Source organism: Oceanisphaera ostreae, assembly GCF_042676125.1.
Taxonomy (GTDB): domain Bacteria; phylum Pseudomonadota; class Gammaproteobacteria; order Enterobacterales; family Aeromonadaceae; genus Oceanimonas; species Oceanimonas ostreae.
The window spans coordinates 38,131-57,967 of record NZ_JBHTJS010000040.1; the positions used below are offsets into that span (position 1 = coordinate 38,131).

A 19,837-nucleotide genomic window follows, 5' to 3' on the forward strand; every position below is an offset into this window, starting at 1 on the left:
GCTTAACGCCTCGCTCGGGCAGTGATCATCTCGTTATCTGTATTCGCCTCTGACCTGCTGTGGTCTGACGACAACTGCAACGACGGTTTTGGCTGGTTAGCCATCAGCAGCCGCTCAAACTCGTCCAGCGGCATGGGTCGGCCAAACAGGTAACCCTGAAAGTAGCCGCAGCCGATATCCTGCAGCATAGCGTGTTGTTCTTGTGTCTCCACGCCCTCGGCAATTACCTCCAGCTGCAGGCTGGCGGCCAAGGCACAGATGGCGCGAATAATCGCCAAGCTCTGTTCATCTTCTATCATGTCGCGCACGAAGGATTGGTCGATTTTCAATTGATCCAGCGGCAACTTCTGCAGGTAGGCCAGTGACGAATAGCCGGTGCCGAAATCGTCAATTGAGAAGCGAATACCATGCTCTCTGAGCTGGTGCATGCGGGCAATGGCAACCGACATGTCGTCGATCAATATGGTTTCTGTTAGCTCAAGCTTCAGCCGCTGCGGATTAGCACCGCTCAGGGCCAGAATTTGGAGCAGTTGGTCAATGAAGTCCGTTTGATAGAGCAGCCGAGCACTGAGATTGACGGCTAAGCTCAGTGAAGCGGTGGCCGGTTCTCGTCGCCACAATGCCAGCTGATGACAAGCCTGATACAGCATCTGCAGGTCTATCTGCTCCACCATACCGACCTGTTCGGCCACCTCGATAAAAACTCCCGGAGTGAGCAGGCCCCGTTGGGGGTGCTGCCAGCGAGCCAGCACTTCGGCGCCCAGCACCCGACCGCGCTCATCCAACTGCGGCTGCAGGTAGGGTATAAACTCTTCAGCCTGTAACCCGCGGCGAATGTCTTCCTCTAGACGCAGTCGCGCACTGACTGTCTCCTGCATGGTAGGATCAAAGAAACGTATCGCGTCCTTGCCCGCCGCCTTGGCCTGATGCATGGCCATCTCGGCCTGCTGTATCAGATCTTCTCCAGTGTGTTCGGCGTCATTGAACAGGGTAATGCCAATGCTGACACGGCTGTGCAGTTCGAGTTCATTGAACCGGTACAGCTTACCTAATACGCGCTTCAGATGAATTGCACACTGCTCGGCTTTGGTAGTGGCCTCTTGACGATCGTCGTCCAGACTCTCGACCATAACCACAAACTCGTCGGCACCAAGCCGCGCCAGCGTATCACTGGAACGCAGGCCATTACTAAGTCGGGTGGCGATTCGACATAGCAGCTCGTCGCCAAACTGACGCCCATGTAGATCGTTGATACCCTTGAAGCCGTCAAAGTTGAGAAACAGCAACGCGGCATACCGCTTGCTAAGCGCACAGGTATTTATGGCATGCTGTACTCGATCCAGCAGCAGATTACGATTGGGCAGGTCGGTCAGCGTATCGAAGAGAGCTAGGTGTCGGATACGCGCCTCGGCGGCTTTGCGCTTAGTAACATCATCAATCGAGGCCACATAGTGGGTAAGTTGTCCCTTGATATTGCGTACTCCGACAATCGACAGCCATTCAGGATATATCTCACCGTTCTTGCGTTGGTTCCATACTTCACCCTGCCACCGATCCGTCGCCGTCAGCTGCTGCCACATATTCCGGTAAAAAGCCGCGTCATGACGCCCAGAGCTAAGTATGCTGCTTTTTTGTCCGATTACTTCATCCGGCTGATAACCGGTGATGGTGCTGAACGCTCGATTGACTCGCAGAATACGACTGTCGGGATCAGTTATCAGCAGCCCTTGGCGGATTTCGAAAGCTGTGGCCGCAATGCGCAGCTCCTGCTCATCGCGAGCCAACCTTGTGATATTTACCAGCATCCAGCCCAGCCACACAGTAGCAACGGGCATGACCAGCAGCATGGCCACACCCGCCTGCATGACCATGCCAGCCGTATGAGCCGTAGACTGCAGTAGAAGATTTATCAGCATCAAAATATGCAGCAGCAGACCAAAAAATAGCAGCGACCAGAGCCCCTGAACAACCTTGTTGCGACTGTGAAAATAACGATACGCCCACCCCAGCAGCACGGCTAGCACGATAACGCTCATGCCGCCCCACATACCCGCTCCACCCAGCCAGAACCGATAAGCAGCCGCAATAAAACCCGCGATAACAGCGACTAGAGGGCCACCAAATATCGCAGCCATGCTCAGCACCACGCTGCGGGCATCGAATATCCAGCCTCCCTCTAGTTCAATAGCACTCATCATGCCAATCACGCAGGTTAGACCGTACAACAAGCCCGATATAAAAGAGCCCGTCTTACCATTACAACCCAAGAAACGGTTATTGATCGATTGCAGACAACATAGCGACAGCAGCAAAGCGGCGTTTTGAATAAGATGGAGTATCAAGAAAAAGGGCCCCCTGGGTCCTGAACGATATAAATGCAGAAATATGACGATTATGGATAACAAGCGGCCGCGCATATCAACACACTTTCAGATTTTCACTATTGACCTAGATCAAGAAAATAAAACTTCATTTACATCCCACAGGTCAGCGCTCTCGCCGCCATGCATGCAAGTAAGCACCGCAAGCAGCTAAGGCGCTTTCGGCCGGCACGTTTGTTAGACAAGGAATTTCGCCGGTTCTGCGCAGCAGAATGGATTTGTACTTAAACACAGACCGTGGCGAATAAGTTGCCACAAAAGACGGCATCTCGCGCTAGTTTGAGCGAAGAAAGATGACTTAACTGCCTCACTTAACCTCCGTTAACTTACAGAGGCAAGCGCAGTGGGCAGGTTGCTTGATTGGTGATTAGCCAATGCTCAAACTGTTCTAGCGGCATAGGCCGACCAAACAAGTAACCCTGAAAATGCCGACAGTCTAAATCCAATAACTGATGATATTGCTGTTCGGTTTCTACGCCTTCGGCTATCACTTCTAGCTGCAAACTGTCGGCCAATGCACAAATGGCCTTAATAATCGCTAAGCTGCTGTTTTCTGGCAGCTCGCGTACAAAAGATTGGTCGATTTTCAACTGATCCAGCGGCAGCTTCTGTAAGTAAGCTAACGATGAGTAACCAGTGCCAAAGTCGTCTATTGAGAAGCGAATACCGTGCTCTCGGAGTTCAAGCATACGGGCTATGGCTATCGACATATCATCAAATAACATGGTTTCAGTTAGCTCCAACTTCAACCGATACGGGTCGGCACCCGACTCCGCCAAAAACTGCAGTAGTGTGGTCACAAAATCGGGTTGATACAGCAACCGAGCACTCAGGTTAACCGCCAAGCTAAGCGAAGCCGTGGCCGGCGCTCGTTGCCATAAGGCTAACTGATCGCTGGCTTGACGTAACATCTGTAGATCTATTTGTTCAATCAGCTCGGCCTGCTCTGCCACCTCAATAAAGTAGCCAGGAGCAAGCAGGCCTCGTTGAGGATGCTGCCAACGAGCCAACACTTCTGCGCCAATCACTTGGCCTATCTCGTTTAGCTGTGGCTGCAGATAAGGAATAAACTCCTCAGCTTGCAGCCCTCGCCGAATATCTTCTTCCAGCAGCATCCGCGTGCTAACAGCCTCCTGCATCGCAGGGTCAAAGAAGCGAATACTCTGTCTGCCTGACGTCTTAGCCTGATGCATCGCCATCTCGGCCTGCTGCAGTAGTTCATCGGCTGAACTGCTGGCATTGTTAAACAAGGTAATGCCAATGCTGGCACCGCGGTGCAGCTCGAGCTCTGCTATCTGATAGGGCTTGCCTAATAAGTACTTCATCCGCATGGCATATTGCTCGACTCGATCGGCGGCATACTGGTGCTCGATGCTGAGGTTCTCGATTAAAATCACAAATTCGTCGGCCCCCAAGCGCGCCATCGTATCACTAGAATACAGGGCGTCGCTAAGGCGAGTAGCAATCTGACACAGCATCTGATCACCAGTGTTATGGCCATGTAAGTCGTTAATGCTCTTAAAGCCGTCAAGATCCAGAAACAATAAGGCGGCATAGCGACTGCTGCGAGTTGACGAGTCCATGGCGTGCTGAACACGGTCAAGCAACAAACTACGGTTGGGTAGGCCGGTTAGTGCATCAAAGAAAGCCAGATCCCGAATGCGCGCCTCGGCATTCTTGCGCTCGGTAATATCCTCCATTGAAGACACATAATGGGTGATCTCGCTTTGGGCATTACGTACCACACTGACTGACAGCCACTCTGGATAGATGTCTCCATTTTTGCGTCGATTCCAGATTTCTCCCTGCCAACGTCCTTCCGCCATCAGCTGCTGCTGTATCGTCTGATAGAAGTCGGCGTCATGACGCCCAGATCTGAACAGGCTGGTATGCTCACCCACCACTTCGTCGGAGTGGTAACCGGTGATATCACTAAAGGTACGGTTGACCCTTAAAATACAGCTATTTTTATCCGCCACCAGCAGGCCTTGCCGAACTTCAAAGGCGGTTGCGGCAATACGCAGCTCTCGTTCACTGTGGTTGCGCCGTTTAATATCGTTAAGCATCCAACCTAAACACACTGTGGTTAGCGGCATGACTAACAGCATGGGCACGCCCGCTTGCAGCGCCATAGCAGTACTATGGGGTACCGGCAGCAGAAAAAAGTGCAACAACACGGCGGCATGTACTAAAAAACCGAAACAGAACAATGCAAACAGCCCATTACCGACCTTGCCCCGTTGATGTAAATAGCGATAGATCAACCCCAACATCATAGACAGGGCGATAACCATAAGCCCCCCGCTCGTGCCAGCGCCGCCCAGCCAAATGCGATAACCGCCCGCCATCAAGCCAGCTACGCCAGCCACCAGTGGACCGCCGACAAATGCGGCTATGCTCAAAATCACACTGCGAGCATCAAATACCCAGCCACTATTCAGCTCGATTGCTATTAGCATGCCAACGACACACGTAATACCAAACAGCACCCCACTGGTAAGCTTCGCAATATTGTCATTACGATCCCAGCAACAAGAATTCAGCGTCATCAGCCAACACAGTGCCAACAACAAGGCAGAATGTTCAACAAAATGGATAATCAAGAGTAAGGCTCCCTGGGTCCTGAACGATACGGTACACAAATAGGGTAATAATGCAGATAACAGCCGAGCATATAAACATGCTTACCACAGACCCGTTTTGCTCCAGAGCAAGCCCCATTTAACATTCACAAGCTCACCATATTATTCATTTACTCGGCATGGGTTGCCACGAGAATTAAGGCTCTAATGAATATTTTAATAGCGCAGTATTAAATAACTCAATTGTCTTCAAGTAAGCAATTACGGCAATGCCTAGCATGATCATGCTTACTTGTAACATAAAAATTTGATTGTTCAATCATTTAACCTAGTAGTAATACCGACTATCGCTTGTTGTTACATAATTGTCGCTAAAAATACATTTATAACAAAAATAAAAACGAATATCTGCCGATAATTTTATGATTTTGTTATCTTTATTAGCTTAACATCATATTATTGACACACAGTCTCTCTACAAAGATAAATAGTCTTGTAGGTATCTAAAATTGCACTAAACTAACATCTTGCTAACTGCTAACACGTTCGGCTCTGTTGTTCATAGGGGCCTGTTGATATCAAATATAAGGAATATGCTATGTCTCTTTGGTTGAAGCGCGCCTTGCTTGCCGCCTCCCTCGCCATTGCTCTACCTGCAACTGCCGCTAATTACACTATTGGTACCGGCAGCCAAAGTGGCACCTACTACCCATTGGGCGGTATGCTGGCTCAAACTTGGAGCCAAAACATCGACGGCTTTAATATGCGCGCCGAAGTGACCGCCGCTTCAGTAGAAAATATTATTAAGGTCGCTTCGGGTCAGCAGCTGGTCGGTATCGCCATGGGTGACTCCGTGCTGGCCGCCGCTAAGGGGGAAGCCCCTTTCAAACAACCCATGGATATCTCGGTATTATTCGCCCTCTACCCTAACGTGGTGCAGTTTATGGTACCCGCCGACTCCGATATTCATTCGGTCAGCGATTTGAAAGGCAAAAAGGTCTCTGTCGGTGCACCTGGCTCAGGCACGCGAGTGGGTTCTACCAATATTTTAAAGGCGCTTGGTATTAACGAAGGTGATTTCAAAGCACAAAGCCTCAACTACACAGCGACCACAGAAGCGTTATCGAATGGCCAAATTGATGCGGGCGTGATTATTGGCAGTGCCGGTGTGGGTGCCATTACCGAACTCGCGCTCACTCGTAATATACGCATATTGTCTTTTAGCGAAGATGACCTGAACAAGATCAATGCCGCCCTGCCTGCTTATTCGGGCATGGAAATTCCCGCCGACACTTATAACAAGGTGCCCGCTTTTACCGCGCCTGTGGTGTGGAACGTGTTAGTGGTTAAGAAAGACTTAGACCCAGCCTTAGCAAGCCAGATGCTTGAAACGGCATTTGATGACATGGGCAAGATTCAAAAGGTAATTTCCGATGCCAAGAACACCACGGTAGAAAACATGGATCGCTTACAGGGCGTGCCGCTGCACGAAAGTGCTCAGGCTTTCATGAATGAGAAAAAAGGCAACTAAGCACAATGCAACAGCCTTCCTTAAGCAACGAACCCGCCCGCTTGGGCGGGTTCGATTATCTCATCGGCGCCATTGCGCTGGCCCTAACACTTTTTCAGATCTGGCATGGCCTTGCTGCCGAGCTATCGGCACCGGTTTTTCTGCCACTGCATTTAAGCTGGGTACTGGTATTGGTATTTCTGGTCAACCCCACCTTTTCTCGTACCGCTCCTCCCTCTTTATATCGAACAGGACGGTTTCTGGACTTTGCCTTTGCCGCAATAAGCGCATGGATTGGCTTTCGTCTCACTAATTTTGATTATAACGATTTAAGTTTCTTATTCGATGGGTTGGGTACCGTCGACCTTTACGCCGGTGTGATACTGATTGCGCTATTGCTGGAGGCGACTCGTCGTACCGTTGGTTGGGTGATGAGCTGCATTGCAATTGTATTTTTAGTTTATGCCATGCTGGGCAATGTGCTGCCCGACGATTTCGCTAGTAAAGGCTTTGATTTACAAGAAATTATTCGCTTCCATATTTTTTCTACTAATGGTGTATTTGGTGCGCCATTGGCCATCTCTGCCGGCGTGGTATTTGTATTCGTGTTATTTGGCGCCTTGCTACAAGTAACAGGAGCAGGTCAATTTTTTATCGACTGTGCCTTTGCTATAGCTGGCCGCTATCGCGGTGGCCCCGCTAAAGCTTCTGTACTGGCCTCGGCGGCATTAGGGTCAATTTCTGGCTCGGCCATTGCCAACACGGTCACCACGGGGGCATTAACTATCCCCATGATGAAAAAGCTAGGCTACAAACCCGAGCAAGCGGCGGGTATTGAAGCGGCGGCGTCTACCGGCGGGCAGATTATGCCCCCCGTAATGGGAGCCGGTGCCTTTGTTATGGCGCAGTTTACCGGCCTGCCTTATGCAGAAATATTACTGGTCTCTATTGCACCGGCCATTCTCTACTTCTTTTGTACCTTGCTCTATGTGCATTTAATGGCCTGTAAGCTCGGCCTTAAAGGTATGGATAACGTAGAAAAAATTGCAGTGGTGGTCAAACAAGGCTGGCACTATCTGCTGCCGCTGGTGATGATCACCGTGCTGCTGCTGATGAGCTACTCCCCGGTACTGGTTGGCTTGGCTGGCTGTTTGGCGATTGTGGTGGCCGCGTTTAGTCGCCGCAAAACTTGGGTTCCCTTTTCCGCCATATTGGCCGGTTTACGCGATGGTGCGCTGATGATATTACCAATCAGTGCCGCCTGTGCCACCGCCGGTATTGTGGTGGGTGTGGTGGGGCAAACCGGTATTGGCCTGCAGTTTACTCAGGCGCTAATCTCCCTCTCCGGTGGCTACCTGTGGGGGGCATTTATTCTGATTGCTCTGGCCGCCGTGGTGTTGGGCATGGGCTTACCAGTCACTGCCGCCTATATCGTGCTGTCGGTGATGGCTGTGCCTGCTCTTAACGAGTTCGGCCTGCCGGTACTCACCGCTCACCTAATTGTGTTTTGGCTGTCGCAAACCTCTAACGTGACTCCGCCCATTGCCTTAGCCGCCTTTGCTGGTGCCGGTATTGCCGGAGCCTCACCAATGAAGTCTGCGGTGCAAGCATTTAAGCTCGCCTTTGGCTTTTTCATTATCCCGCTGATGATGGCCTACTCCGGCCTACTGTGGCAGGCCGATGACACCGCGTTCCAATTTGTGGTGGCTATTCTAGCGACTCTGGGGCTGATTATTGCTTTTGCCTGCGGGGTGGAAGCTCGTCTTTTCAATCAGCTTAATTTGCTGGCCCGAGGTCTGCTGCTGATTATCGCCGCCCTGATGCTGGTCGAAAGCCCGGTGGTGCGGCTCAGCGCCTTGGGTGCTCTGGCGCTGATTGCGCTGTGGGACTGGAAAAGAGGCAGTGATCCGGTAAAAATTTGATATTGAATAAGTAACACCTCAAGCATACCGGGCTCCGTGCCCGGTATTTTTTTGCCTGCCTTATTCTGATATCAGGGAGCTCATCTATTAACGGGAAAATTGCGCGTAAATGGGATTGTGATCCGAGACGGTGGGGGTGTTGATGGCGATGGCTGAGCGCAGCTTTAAATCCCGATAAAAAATAAAATCTAAGGGCTGCTTACGATAGGCTTTAATATATTTCGCATCTTCCATGGCCGCTCTTTTTAGCCCCATCGCTCGACAAAACTGTGCTAAATATAAGCGTCGCGAGCGGCTCCACACATTAAAGTCGCCCGCTACAATCAAGGGGCCTTGATGTTGTAGCAGTACTTGGCGTAATACGGATATTTCATGATGAAACTGGCCGTGACGCACAAAGTTAATCGCGTGAATATTAGCCACCAACAAAGTGTCGCCACTCTGCAGCGGATGATGAGTAATAACCTGGCTCTTGTGAGTAGCAAAGGTGAGCTCGCGACCTTGGCTTAATACGGCCGTAATGTCGTCAAAAGCACATTGGCCGGCGGTGAGTACGCCAAATAAATGAGTGGGGGTTTGAATATTAGGGGAGACCGCATACGACCAGCCGTCTAACTGCAGTCGCTGACTTAGCGCCAACTTAGCCTCTTGCAATAACAATAACCGTGTAGGAAATTGCACCAATAACTGCGTTAAACACAACTGAAACTCTGGGCTTAGAGTTAGCTTTTGCGTGTTCCAACACATAATGCCCAGCTCATCATCATCTAGAGGCTGATGCTGATGAATCAACTGATGAGGCGCCACTCGAGGACGAAGCATAAAAATATCCTGTCCTAAAATTAAAGAGTATTTATCTTAACAGAAGCACCAGCAAAATTTCTCGCTGCTTCCCCCTAAGAAACCACCATTTAGTGTTGTTTTTTCATTCTGTTTTAATTGTTAGCACTATTTGTGTATAATTGGTGCGTTCATACATTGAACAAAGTGAATTGATGAAATCTTCTAAACCCCGAACGAACGACAAACGTCTCGTGGCCGGCCTAAGTGGTGGCTTCCTTCTCCTCTTCGTAATACTCGCCCTTATTGACCTACAACAGATGACCCAATGGATTAACATCAGTTTTTCTTGGGTTATAGGTGTGTTTGGCCCCTTGTGGCAAGTCTGGATGCTGGCTAACTTAGTGATTGCCCTCGTGCTGGGCTTTACTCGCTACGGTGATATACGGTTAGGTGGTCACGTTAGCCCCGACAGTTCCACCTTTCGCTGGCTGGCCGTCATTATGTGTACCCTGCTGGCTGGCGGCGGGGTGTTTTGGTCTGCCGCCGAGCCTATGTACCACTACTTAAGCACCCCTCCGGTGTTTGCAGAAGCGTCCGTTGGCATTTCTGCTATATCTGCAGGTCTTGCACAAAGCTTTATGCATTGGGGCTTTATGGCCTGGGCCGCACTAGGTACTTTGTCGGCATTAGTGGTGGTGCATGCGCACTACGACCGAGGCTTGGCGATGCGCCCGCGCACCCTGCTGTATCCTATTTTGGGTAAAAAAGTAGAAACGCATTGGTTAGGGACCGTTGCTGATGTGGTATCTATTATTGCAGTAGCCGCCGGTACTATTGGTCCCATTGGCTTTTTGGCCACGCAGTTAGGCTTTAGTTTTGAAGCGCTGCTGGGCTGGGAAAATAACTATACCTTGCAGTTAGCCATTCTTGGCGGCTTGGTGTTGATTTATACCATTTCAGCCTCTACCGGTATAGAAAAAGGCATTCAGTGGCTATCTAGTGCCAACGTGGTGTTAGCGCTTATCTTAATTGCCATCATTTTATTGTTCGGCCCGGGCGGTTTCATTATTGATTCCTTCCTTAATGGTATGGGTCTTTACCTTAAAGACTTTATGCCCATGGCACTTACTCGCCCTGAAGGTGACTGGATGGGCTGGTGGACCTTGTTCTTCTGGGGTTGGTTTATTGGTTATGGCCCAATGATGGCGCTGTTTATTGCCCGTATTTCTCGTGGCCGTACCCTGCGTGAATTAGTGGTAGCGGTAGCCATTATGGCGCCGTTAGTCACTAACTTCTGGTTTGCTACCCTAGGGGGTGCCGGTATCTTTTATGAAGAAACCACAGCAGGGCTGATTTCTGAGCCATTAGCCGCAGGTGGCTTACCCGCAGCGTTATTGGGCATTACCCAACAACTGCCCTTCGCTGAGTTTATGGTACCGGCCTTCTTGGTGCTCACCGTGATCTTCGTAGCCACCACAGGTGACTCCATGGCGTACGCAATTGCCATGGCCATTAGTGGTGATCACACGCCACGTACCCGCGACCGTATCTTTTGGGCGCTTACCATGGGTTTAGTAGCCGCCGTGTTATTACGCATGGGTGAAGGGGGCATTAACGCCCTGCAATCCTTTATTGTGATCACCGCAGCACCGGTATCGCTACTCTTGTTACCCGTGCTCTGGACTGGCCCGAAAGTCGCTCACATTATGGCGTATGAGCAAGGTATTGTTCCGCATAAAGACCGTCACGAAGAGCGGGAAGATCCCGCCAGAGACGCTAAACTACCGTAAGCAGTTCTGCAATTAACTGCTAATTTAGCTCGATAATAACAACGCCGAAGCCTAACCGCTTCGGCGTTTTTTATTGTCCATAACTTTGCCCGACTATAATTAATACACACAACAACGGAGGAGCAAGCATCATGAAAACGAACTCAGTAGTGTGGTTTGAAATTTATGTGGCCGAGATGGCGCGGGCGCGTAAATTCTACGAGGCGGTGCTGGGCGTGACCCTAGAGCCCGCAGACAAAATGGCCGAAGATTGGCCCGAGATGTGGATGTTTCCAGGCGAAGACAACGCCTGTGGTGCCAGCGGAGCCCTCGTTAAGATGGATGGCATATCACCGGGCGGTGGTGGCACTTTGGTGTATTTTAGTTGTGATGACTGTGCCGAACAGGCGAGTCGAGTACAGGCCAATGGCGGCCAAGTAATGCGGGAAAAGTTTGCTATTGGCCCTTACGGCTTTATTGCGCTAGTTGTAGATACCGAGAGCAATATGATCGGCCTGCATTCCATGCGCTAAATAATGAGTCACTCACAAAAAAGGCCAAAGCAGTTGGATGAACTACTTTGGCCAAAGGGAGAAACATGGAAAAGTAGGGCCTGCTGACCCTAGTGGTTCAACACCAATAAGGCATCGGGAACGGCTCTAAAATCCAGCGCCATGGTCACGCTAATCGCGGTAATGGTAATAATGGACAACACAAACACGCGGCGTGCCCAGCCCTGTTCTTCTGCACCGCGGCGATAGCCGTTAAAAGCCATCGCCAGCCACCATAAACTGGTAGCACACGACACGGCCATAAAGGTCAGACCGGTATAACCATTGAGCGGCAATAACGTGGTGACTAAGCAAAACACCGCGATATACAGCACGATTTGGCGCTTGGCCTTGGCGATACTCTCGGCCACCGGCAACACAGGAATGTTGGCCGCCGCATAATCGTCGTAACGAAAAATGGCGATAGCGTAAGAATGCGGCATCTGCCATAAGCTAAATATCAGCAGCAAAATGGCGGCACCGGCGTCGAACTGGCCGGTAACGGCGCAGTAACCCACCACTGGCGGCACTGCGCCTGACAGGCTACCAACTAAGGTGCCATACACTGATTTGCGCTTCATCCAAAGGCTATATAGCCCCACATAAACCGCATAACCGAAGGCGGCAAACCCAACCGCAACCTCATTGGTTCGCACCGCCAGTATCGCAAAGCCCAGCACACCCAGTACCAAACCATAAATTAACGCCGCACGGCCGGATAACTCACCGGTGACCGTTACTCGGTTACGGGTGCGGCGCATATGCACATCTATATCGCGGTCGATACAGTTATTGATGGCGCAGCCAGAAGCGACCACCAGCGACAATCCCAGCACGGTGGCCCACATTAGCGACCAGTCGATATCGCCGCGGGCTGCCATAAAAAAGCCCCCCGCTACCGATATCAAGTTACCCATGATGATGCCTGGCTTGGTTACCTTAAGATAAGGCCGAATCATAAAAAGCCCCTTGGGATTAACTACCCCGTTGCATAAACAGCTTATTGCTTCGGCACCTTAAATGCCTAGAGCAAATAACTCTCGGATCAGCAAGGAAGCCAAAGGGATTTACTCCACCGACCGTGACATGCCAGCACCGAAAAATGCTCCTGCCATTTCGGTATTTCCGCCATCCTTGGCGGTCAGATAGCATGTCCGAGCCCCCAGGGATGGGTTTATGGCGTGTCGGAGGAGTGAACCCTTTGGCTGACTCTACTTATCCTCTTTTGGTTACATCATCATTTCGTTAGCGCTAATGATAATCCACACCGACAAGCCCACCACCATGATAATAATCAAGGCGGAGAACACGAACGCCACCGTATTGGCGCGGCTGTTGAGCTTAAAGCTCAGGTGCAAGAAGTACTTAAGGTGGACAAAGATTTGTACTATCGCCAAACCCACCACCAACAACAACGTTTGGCTTTTACTCATTTGCCCGGTCATTACCGCCCAAAATGGAATGGCGGTTAACAAAATCGACAGCACAAAGCCTGTTAAGTAAGAAGATACACTGCCGTGATCCGCCGCCGTATCATGATGATTACTCATGCCATTGCCCCTAATAAATAGACCACGGTAAATACACAAATCCACACCACATCAAGAAAGTGCCAGAACATGCTCAGGCAGCTTAAACGCGTCAAGGTGCGTGGCGTAGTGCCTTTAGCAATCAGCTCTATCATCAAGATGGCCATCCACACCAAACCGGCAGTCACGTGCAAGCCGTGCATACCAACTAAGGTAAAGAAAGCACTCAAGAAGGCGCTGCGGCTTGGGCCCGCACCTTCGGCGATCAGGTGTTGAAACTCATACACCTCCATGCCAATAAAGGTGGCGCCCAGCGTGAAGGTCACCAATAACCACAACAGCGTTAAGCCGCGCTTATGGTGATGACCAGCCAACATGGCAAAGCCGTAGGTAATACTGCTGACCAACAAGACGCCGGTTTCCACCAGTACAAAGTTTAAGTCGAACAAGTCTTTGCCAGACGGGCCACCGGCGGTGTTCATATACAACACCGCATAGGTGGCAAACACCGAGGCAAACAACAAACAGTCGGTCATTAAATAGAGCCAAAACCCAAACAACGTATTGCCGCTGGTGTCGTGATGCTCATGTGAGTGCTCTTGTTGCTGCACTTGGGTGTGATCAATCGCTACGGCTTGCATCAGGCCTCCTTGATTTGGCTACGTATATGCGCAGACTCGATGGCGCTAACCTCATCGGGCTGTACGTAATAGTCGGTGTCATTGTCATAGGCGCGGCACAAGAAAATAACGAAACTGGCCACCAGACTCGCAATCACTAACCACCAAATATGCCAAATAGCGCCAAAGCCCGCGGCAGTAATCGCTGCAGCAATCAGCACACCGGTACTGGTATTTTTCGGCATATGGATCGGTTGATAGTGAGCTTGTGCCTGATAGGCGGTGCCTTTTTCTTTCATGTCGGTGAAGGCGTCTATGTCTTCCACCATTGGCAGCTCGGCAAAGTTATAAAACTGCGGCGGTGAAGAGGTAGACCATTCAAGGGTATGACCATTCCAAGGGTCACCGGTCAAGTCAGGGTTTAGCTCGCGATCACGGAACGCTTTGTACAGCTGATAAAACTGCACGGCTATGCCCACCAGAATAAACACCGCACCCACAGCGGCCAGATAGAGCCAGAAGTTCCAAGCAGGATTATCGGTATGGTTCAAACGACGAGTCATGCCCAAAAAGCCCAGCACGTATAGCGGCATAAAGGCCACGTAGAAACCAATCTGCCAGCACCAGAAGGAAATCTTGCCCAGCTTTTCATCCAAGTGGAAACCCATGGCTTTCGGGAACCAGAAGGCAAAACCGGCTAAATAGCCAAACACGGCACCACCAATAATGGTGTTATGAAAATGCGCAATCAAAAACAGACTGTTATGCAGTACAAAGTCGGCACCGGGCAAGGCCAGCAATACGCCGGTCATACCACCAATGGTAAAGGTGGTCATAAAGCCCAAGGTCCACAACACAGGCACCGTCATGCGCAACCGGCCACGATAAATAGTGAACAACCAGTTAAACAGCTTAACCCCGGTGGGCACCGCGATAATCATGGTCATCACGCCAAAGAAGGCATTGACGTTGGCGCTGGAGCCCATGGTAAAGAAGTGATGCAGCCACACCACAAAGCCCAAGATCGAAATGGCACCGCTGGCATAAACCATGGAGGTGTAACCAAACAAACGCTTACCGGTAAAGGTAGAGATGATTTCCGAAAAAATACCGAATGCTGGCAACACTAAGATATACACCTCGGGATGACCCCAAGCCCAGAACAGGTTGATGTACATCATGGCATTACCACCGCCTTCATTGGTGAAGAAGTGGAAGTCCAAATAACGGTCTAGCGTCAACATACCCAGCACAGCGGTCAATATTGGAAACGACGCCACTATCAGGATATTGGCCCAAGTACAGGTCCAAGTGAAAATCGGCATTTGCATCAGCTTCATGCCAGGGGTGCGCATCTTGAATACGGTGACCAAGAAGTTCACCCCGGTCAGCAAGGTGCCTATCCCCGAGATCTGTAAGGCCCACAGGTAATAGTCCACCCCCACGCCTGGACTAAAGTCCATCTCGGACAGCGGCGGATACGCCACCCAACCGGTTTTGGCGAATTCGCCCAAACCCAGTGACAGATTCACCAGTACCGCACCGGACACCGCCAGCCAGAAGCTGAGGTTGTTCAAAAACGGAAAGGCTACATCGCGAGCACCAATCTGCAACGGCACCACTATGTTCATCAAACCAATCATAAATGGCATGGCCATAAAGATGATCATGATGACACCGTGGGCGGTGAAGATTTGGTCGTAATGCTCAGGCGGCAAGTAGCCATCGGCACCATTGGTCGATAGCGCTAATTGGGCCCGCATCATGAGGGCATCGGCAAAGCCGCGCACCAACATCACGAACGCCAGAATGATATACATAATACCTAAACGCTTATGGTCCACCGAGGTGATCCAGTCGCGCCACAATACGGTCCATTTCTTATATTTGGTTACCAAAAAGGCAATCACCATGGCGGCTATTGCCACCACGCTCAGCGTAATCATGATAATTGGCTCATGATACGGCACGGCGTCTAATGTGAGTTTTCCTAGTAAGGACATTATTTTTCAGTCTCCATGGTCATCTCATCGTTCATAGCGTGCATAGCGGGGGCATCATTTGCAGCCTGTTCGCTGCCGTGATGGCCGTGCATAAATTGATGCAAGATGTGGTGGAACATGTCTGAACTAACCTGGCCGTAATAGTGCACCGGATTATTTTCACTCTGTTTGGCTAGTTGCTTATATGTAGCAGGACTCAGGCTGTCAGGTGCTTGTTTGAGCTTGTTTACCCAGGCATCAAAACCGGCCTCATCTGGCGTGGCTATGGCTTTAAACTGCATACCGGTGAAGCCTTCGCCGCTGTAGTTGGCGGAGTAGCCGTCGTAGGTGCCTGCTTCATTGGCAATTAAGTGCAGTTTGGTTTCCATACCGGCCATGGAGTAAATCTGGCCGCCGAGTTGCGGAATGAAAAACGAGTTCATGGTGGTGTCAGACGTTATCTTAAATTCCACCGGTACATCGGTCGGAAACGCCAACTCATTCACCGAAGCCACACCCTGCTCTGGATAGATAAACAACCACTTCCAGTTCAGTGAGACCACTTCCACTGTGATGTGATCTTTCTCATGCACCAGCGGCTTGTAAGGGTCCAGATCATGAGTAGAACGCCAGGTAATGACGCCTAAAATAACCACGATAATGATAGGAATAATCCACACCACTAACTCGATTTTGGTGGAGTGCGACCACTTAGGCGCATAGATTTCCTGAGTGCGGCCTTCGCGATATTTCCACGCGAAAAACAGCGTCATAAAAATAACCGGCACCACCACAATTAACATCAAGAGCGTGGCAACCACGATCAGGTGCTTTTCGTCGACGCCTACTTGGCCCTTAGGATCAAGTACGCCGCCTTGGCAACCGGCCAACAACATGGCGCTCGCACCGGCAAACAGCGCAGTTTTTAGATGTCGAAATACTTTATTTCGACTAAACAGGTTTCGACCAAGCAGGTTTTGTATAACTAGGTTTTGCATAAACAAGAACCCTTCCCCTATTCCTTAAGGAATTACCTTATCGCCAAGCGACAAGACCATGAGGGGTATCCGTGCAGATTAATGAGCAAAATTCGCGGAGCATGAGCCCAAAAAAGGCAAATACGCAGTCACTAACAACACGGAGACCCAATATGGGGCAAACACTCAAATGCGGGCGTCAACAGGGCTTTACTGCGTTAACTAACTGGGAAATAACCAGTAGCAAGCATCAGCAAGAGAACTCAATTGAACCTAAAGAGTGTTAGAACCCAGAGCGGGCCAAAGGGGGAGCGCGGCAACCGTGAGCGGTGCGCAGTACACAGTATTGCGGGAGTGGAGAGTCAAAATTCGGCTTAACGGAGGTTAAGCGCGGCCAATGCAGCGATTGCAGCAGCAGATACAACAGCAGTAATAACCACCGCAGTAATAGGGGCATAAAGACGAGCAAACTAGTAAGAATAATAGCTTTAATGGTTTCAAATGGCAGTAAGTCGCTGAGCTGGGCTTGATATTCAAACACATCGCCAGACAAACCGGTCCAGGATAATAGACATTCACTGATCACTTCTAACATCATCACCACACTGATCATACCCACGCCATCCAAGCCGATTTGTGACAACGACGCTAAGTCGTGCCAGCTATCAGCAAGCGTAAAATATGACATTGGATTCAACTGTTTGGTCCTAGCGGATAACAATGATGAGAGACGAATCGACCCTGAATTGGATCTTATTGCTCCGAATGTTGTTCTAATTATTGTTCACAAAACACATTAATTTGCGTTATTAGGCTACCAAACTTTGATCTAGCGCACAACCAAAAACACCGGCTCGGGTTAACAAACAACCAGGTAATCTGACTTACCACACCACTTTAAGTGCCAGCGCTAACAGCACAATACCACTGAGCCTGTCGAGCCAAATCGACTTGGCTTTTAGCCATGCTAATACCGGCCCTCGCGATAACACTAATGCGACCAACACATACCAAGCCGCGTCTATTCCCCCGGCAGTCAGCATCATAATACTGCTTTGCTGCCAGTCGGTGTCGGCATGCACAAACTGACTAAACAGCGCGACAAAGAAGATGGCCAACTGGGGGTTTAAAAACGCTACCATAAAACCTTCAAATGCTCCTTGCCGACCAGCAATATGATGAACGGCAGTGGTATCACCCTCAGGGCTTGCTTTTGCCAGCAAGGCCTTAATGCCCAACCAAGCCAGAAAAGCCGCGCCGCCATAACGAATAACATCAAACAACAACGGATGGTTAGCAATAATCAGCGCCAGCCCTAATGCCGTCATTAAGGCGTATAAGCCCACACCGGCACCATGGCCGAGTGCCGTTAACACGCCATGGCTTTGTCCGCCCCGCATGGTGTTACGCATTACCACTGCAAGGCTGGGGCCTGGGCTCATGGCGCCGACCGTACAAATGGTGACCAGCGCCAGCCAGTTAGAAAGATCCATCGTGTGCCTCATGTTGCCGTTAATGGGATTAGTTGCATTAAAAAGCGCTTACTGTAAAACAAAAATCGATTAAGCCCAAGCCAGCATAAATATCTTTAATCGGTTATTAGTGGTTGTGTTTACGCGCCCAGAGTCCCTAAACTAGCTATTTTTTCACTAGCACCGCAACAACGCCGGAGTAATCATGCTATGCGCTATTCATGGATCCTGTTCGATGCCGACGAAACTTTATTTCACTTCGATGCTTTTGCCGGGTTAACGCGCATGTTCGCCACTTTTGGCGTTGAATTCACGGCTGTCGACTACCAGCACTATCAGGCTTTAAGTGCGCCACTGTGGGTGAACTATCAAAATGGCGCCATCAACGCCGCACAATTGCAACATCAGCGCTTTAAGAGTTGGGCCGAGCGGCTGGCAGTTTCTACTCAACGGTTAAATAGCGACTTTCTGGCCGCTATGGCAGAAGTTTGCCCGCCCCTGCCCGGTGCGCTTGAGTTAATCGCCGCACTAACCGGCAAAGCTAAGCTTGGTATTATCACCAACGGCTTCACGTCTATGCAGCACACCCGCCTAGCCCGCGCCGGTTGGCAGCAAGCATTTGATACGCTGATAATTTCTGAACAGGTAGGCGTGGCCAAACCGGACGCCGCTATTTTTGAGCATGCCTTTAAGAAAATGGGCCACCCACCCAAAGAGCAGATCTTGATGGTCGGCGATAACCCCCATTCGGATATTTTAGGCGGCCTTAACGCCGGTATTGATACCTGCTGGCTCAATAGTGCCGGCAAGCCCACGCCCGAAGGCATACGCCCCCACTATGAAGTCAGCTCATTGCAGCAATTACATAAGTTGTTGTTGGGGTGATGTGAAGGGTGAAGAGTGAAGCGGACAATACACACACCATCTTTTGTTAAGCTTGGCGCTCGGCGTTGTCCCTTAGCCGTCTTCCTGACGCACGTCAGGATCTCAGCCCCCTGCGGGGAGCGGTAAGCCTGCAGCCGTAAGCCGTAAGTTAAAGAAAAACATTAAAAAGCGAGATACTGGGGCGAGCCCAGTATGACGGCTAAAGTCTAAGAGCGGTATTCTGAGCTAGCTTGGCGCCCGGCGCTGTCATTTCTCCTCACGCCTCACTATTTACGCCGCACACGCATAAAAAAGGGCAGCCCGTGGGCTAACACCGATCAGTTAAGAAATTTTGGCGATCGGTTGACCGATCCTTATACGGCGTCAGAATACCCTCATCACCATATGGTATGAGGGTATTTTTTTGCTTGCTCACTGGTTACTCGACACTGATACATTTGCCGTTCCTGAGTCGTTATCGACCTTCCACAAACACCTTCCTTTAGACTGGATTCATACCGCGCTAGAGCAAACGGATAAAGCGAGTGTCAGGCGGCGAAAGCTCCCCGCCGAGCTGGTAGTCTGGCTGGTTATCGCCATGGGATTATTTCGTGACCGTTCAATTAGTGATGTGGTGGACAAGTTAGATCTTCAACTGACCAATAAGCTGGGAGAGTCCGTCGCGCCCAGCGCCATTCCCCAAGCTAGACAACGTCTGACTAGCGAGCCATTAGCCGCCTTGTTTAACCTCACGGCTGCGCGTTGGATTGCAGAAGAAGACGGTAAGGATACCTGGCATGGACTTCGACTTTATTCAGTCGACGGCACGCAATTTCGCACTGCGGATACACCCGAGTTAGCCAAACACTTCGGTTACGTTAAACACAGTAAAACG

At 50.4% G+C, this 19,837-nt stretch carries 16 protein-coding genes; 6 read left to right on the forward strand and 10 right to left on the reverse strand.

Annotation, left to right across the window (positions count from 1 at the left end; genetic code table 11):
* Window positions 1–2: 2 nt before the first annotated feature.
* Together ACFQ1C_RS11135 and ACFQ1C_RS11140 are read right to left on the reverse strand one after the other, a co-directional pair.
* Complete coding sequence (locus tag ACFQ1C_RS11135; protein WP_379558688.1) at window positions 3–2,342, reverse strand: putative bifunctional diguanylate cyclase/phosphodiesterase; 2,340 nt, start codon at window positions 2,340–2,342, stop codon at window positions 3–5.
* Between the two features lie 365 nt (window positions 2,343–2,707).
* The gene (locus ACFQ1C_RS11140; protein WP_379558689.1) at window positions 2,708–4,984 is read right to left on the reverse strand and encodes a putative bifunctional diguanylate cyclase/phosphodiesterase; all 2,277 of its coding nucleotides are present in this window, start codon (window positions 4,982–4,984) and stop codon (window positions 2,708–2,710) included.
* A 577-nt stretch (window positions 4,985–5,561) separates the two neighbouring features.
* Here ACFQ1C_RS11140 and ACFQ1C_RS11145 point away from each other — a divergent pair.
* Window positions 5,562–6,494 carry a TAXI family TRAP transporter solute-binding subunit gene (locus ACFQ1C_RS11145; RefSeq protein ID WP_379558690.1) on the forward strand — a complete coding sequence of 311 codons (933 nt, stop codon included), beginning with the start codon at window positions 5,562–5,564 and terminating at the stop codon, window positions 6,492–6,494.
* A gap of 5 nt (window positions 6,495–6,499) precedes the next feature.
* Window positions 6,500–8,395, forward strand: coding sequence for a TRAP transporter permease (locus ACFQ1C_RS11150; RefSeq protein ID WP_379558691.1), 1,896 nt, complete (start codon window positions 6,500–6,502; stop codon window positions 8,393–8,395).
* Window positions 8,396–8,482: 87 nt separating this feature from the next.
* On the opposite strand, the gene ACFQ1C_RS11155 is transcribed toward ACFQ1C_RS11150, so the two are convergent.
* Entirely contained in the window at window positions 8,483–9,217 is a 735-nt protein-coding gene (locus ACFQ1C_RS11155) for an endonuclease/exonuclease/phosphatase family protein (RefSeq protein WP_379558692.1), read from the reverse strand.
* 173 nt (window positions 9,218–9,390) lie between these two features.
* Here ACFQ1C_RS11155 and ACFQ1C_RS11160 point away from each other — a divergent pair, with 173 nt between their 5' ends.
* Together ACFQ1C_RS11160 and ACFQ1C_RS11165 are read left to right on the forward strand one after the other, a co-directional pair.
* A complete protein-coding gene (locus ACFQ1C_RS11160) occupies window positions 9,391–10,968 on the forward strand; it encodes a BCCT family transporter (RefSeq protein WP_379558693.1) in 1,578 nt (525 codons plus the stop codon).
* Window positions 10,969–11,099: 131 nt separating this feature from the next.
* Entirely contained in the window at window positions 11,100–11,480 is a 381-nt protein-coding gene (locus ACFQ1C_RS11165; RefSeq protein ID WP_379558694.1) for a VOC family protein, read from the forward strand.
* Window positions 11,481–11,569: 89 nt separating this feature from the next.
* On the opposite strand, the gene cyoE is transcribed toward ACFQ1C_RS11165, so the two are convergent.
* The 7 genes from cyoE to ACFQ1C_RS11200 all read right to left on the reverse strand — a co-directional run bounded on the left by cyoE (window position 11,570) and on the right by ACFQ1C_RS11200 (window position 18,099).
* Window positions 11,570–12,457, reverse strand: a complete 888-nt coding sequence (gene cyoE / locus ACFQ1C_RS11170; RefSeq protein WP_379558695.1) for a heme o synthase — start codon at window positions 12,455–12,457, stop codon at window positions 11,570–11,572.
* A 270-nt stretch (window positions 12,458–12,727) separates the two neighbouring features.
* Window positions 12,728–13,048, reverse strand: a complete 321-nt coding sequence (gene cyoD, locus ACFQ1C_RS11175; RefSeq protein WP_379558696.1) for a cytochrome o ubiquinol oxidase subunit IV — start codon at window positions 13,046–13,048, stop codon at window positions 12,728–12,730.
* Window positions 13,045–13,668, reverse strand: a complete 624-nt coding sequence (gene cyoC / locus ACFQ1C_RS11180) for a cytochrome o ubiquinol oxidase subunit III (RefSeq protein WP_379558697.1) — start codon at window positions 13,666–13,668, stop codon at window positions 13,045–13,047. Before cyoC ends, cyoD begins: the two co-directional genes overlap by 4 nt.
* Window positions 13,668–15,650: a cytochrome o ubiquinol oxidase subunit I gene (gene cyoB / locus ACFQ1C_RS11185; RefSeq protein WP_379558698.1), complete on the reverse strand. Its 1,983-nt coding sequence runs from the start codon at window positions 15,648–15,650 to the stop codon at window positions 13,668–13,670. Before cyoB ends, cyoC begins: the two co-directional genes overlap by 1 nt.
* Window positions 15,650–16,627, reverse strand: coding sequence for a ubiquinol oxidase subunit II (gene cyoA / locus ACFQ1C_RS11190; RefSeq protein WP_379558699.1), 978 nt, complete (start codon window positions 16,625–16,627; stop codon window positions 15,650–15,652). The genes cyoB and cyoA overlap by 1 nt, the downstream gene beginning before the upstream one ends.
* Window positions 16,628–16,889: 262 nt before the next feature.
* The gene (locus tag ACFQ1C_RS11195; protein ID WP_379558700.1) at window positions 16,890–17,294 is read right to left on the reverse strand and encodes a hypothetical protein; all 405 of its coding nucleotides are present in this window, start codon (window positions 17,292–17,294) and stop codon (window positions 16,890–16,892) included.
* 196 nt (window positions 17,295–17,490) lie between these two features.
* Window positions 17,491–18,099, reverse strand: a complete 609-nt coding sequence (locus ACFQ1C_RS11200) for a LysE family translocator (RefSeq protein WP_379558701.1) — start codon at window positions 18,097–18,099, stop codon at window positions 17,491–17,493.
* Between the two features lie 189 nt (window positions 18,100–18,288).
* On the opposite strand from ACFQ1C_RS11200, the gene yjjG reads away from it, so the two are divergent.
* Both yjjG and ACFQ1C_RS11210 read left to right on the forward strand, forming a co-directional pair.
* Window positions 18,289–18,963 carry a pyrimidine 5'-nucleotidase gene (gene yjjG / locus ACFQ1C_RS11205; protein WP_379558702.1) on the forward strand — a complete coding sequence of 225 codons (675 nt, stop codon included), beginning with the start codon at window positions 18,289–18,291 and terminating at the stop codon, window positions 18,961–18,963.
* Window positions 18,964–19,366: 403 nt separating this feature from the next.
* A partial coding sequence (locus tag ACFQ1C_RS11210; RefSeq protein WP_379558703.1) for a transposase domain-containing protein occupies window positions 19,367–19,837 on the forward strand: 471 nt, incomplete at its 3' end.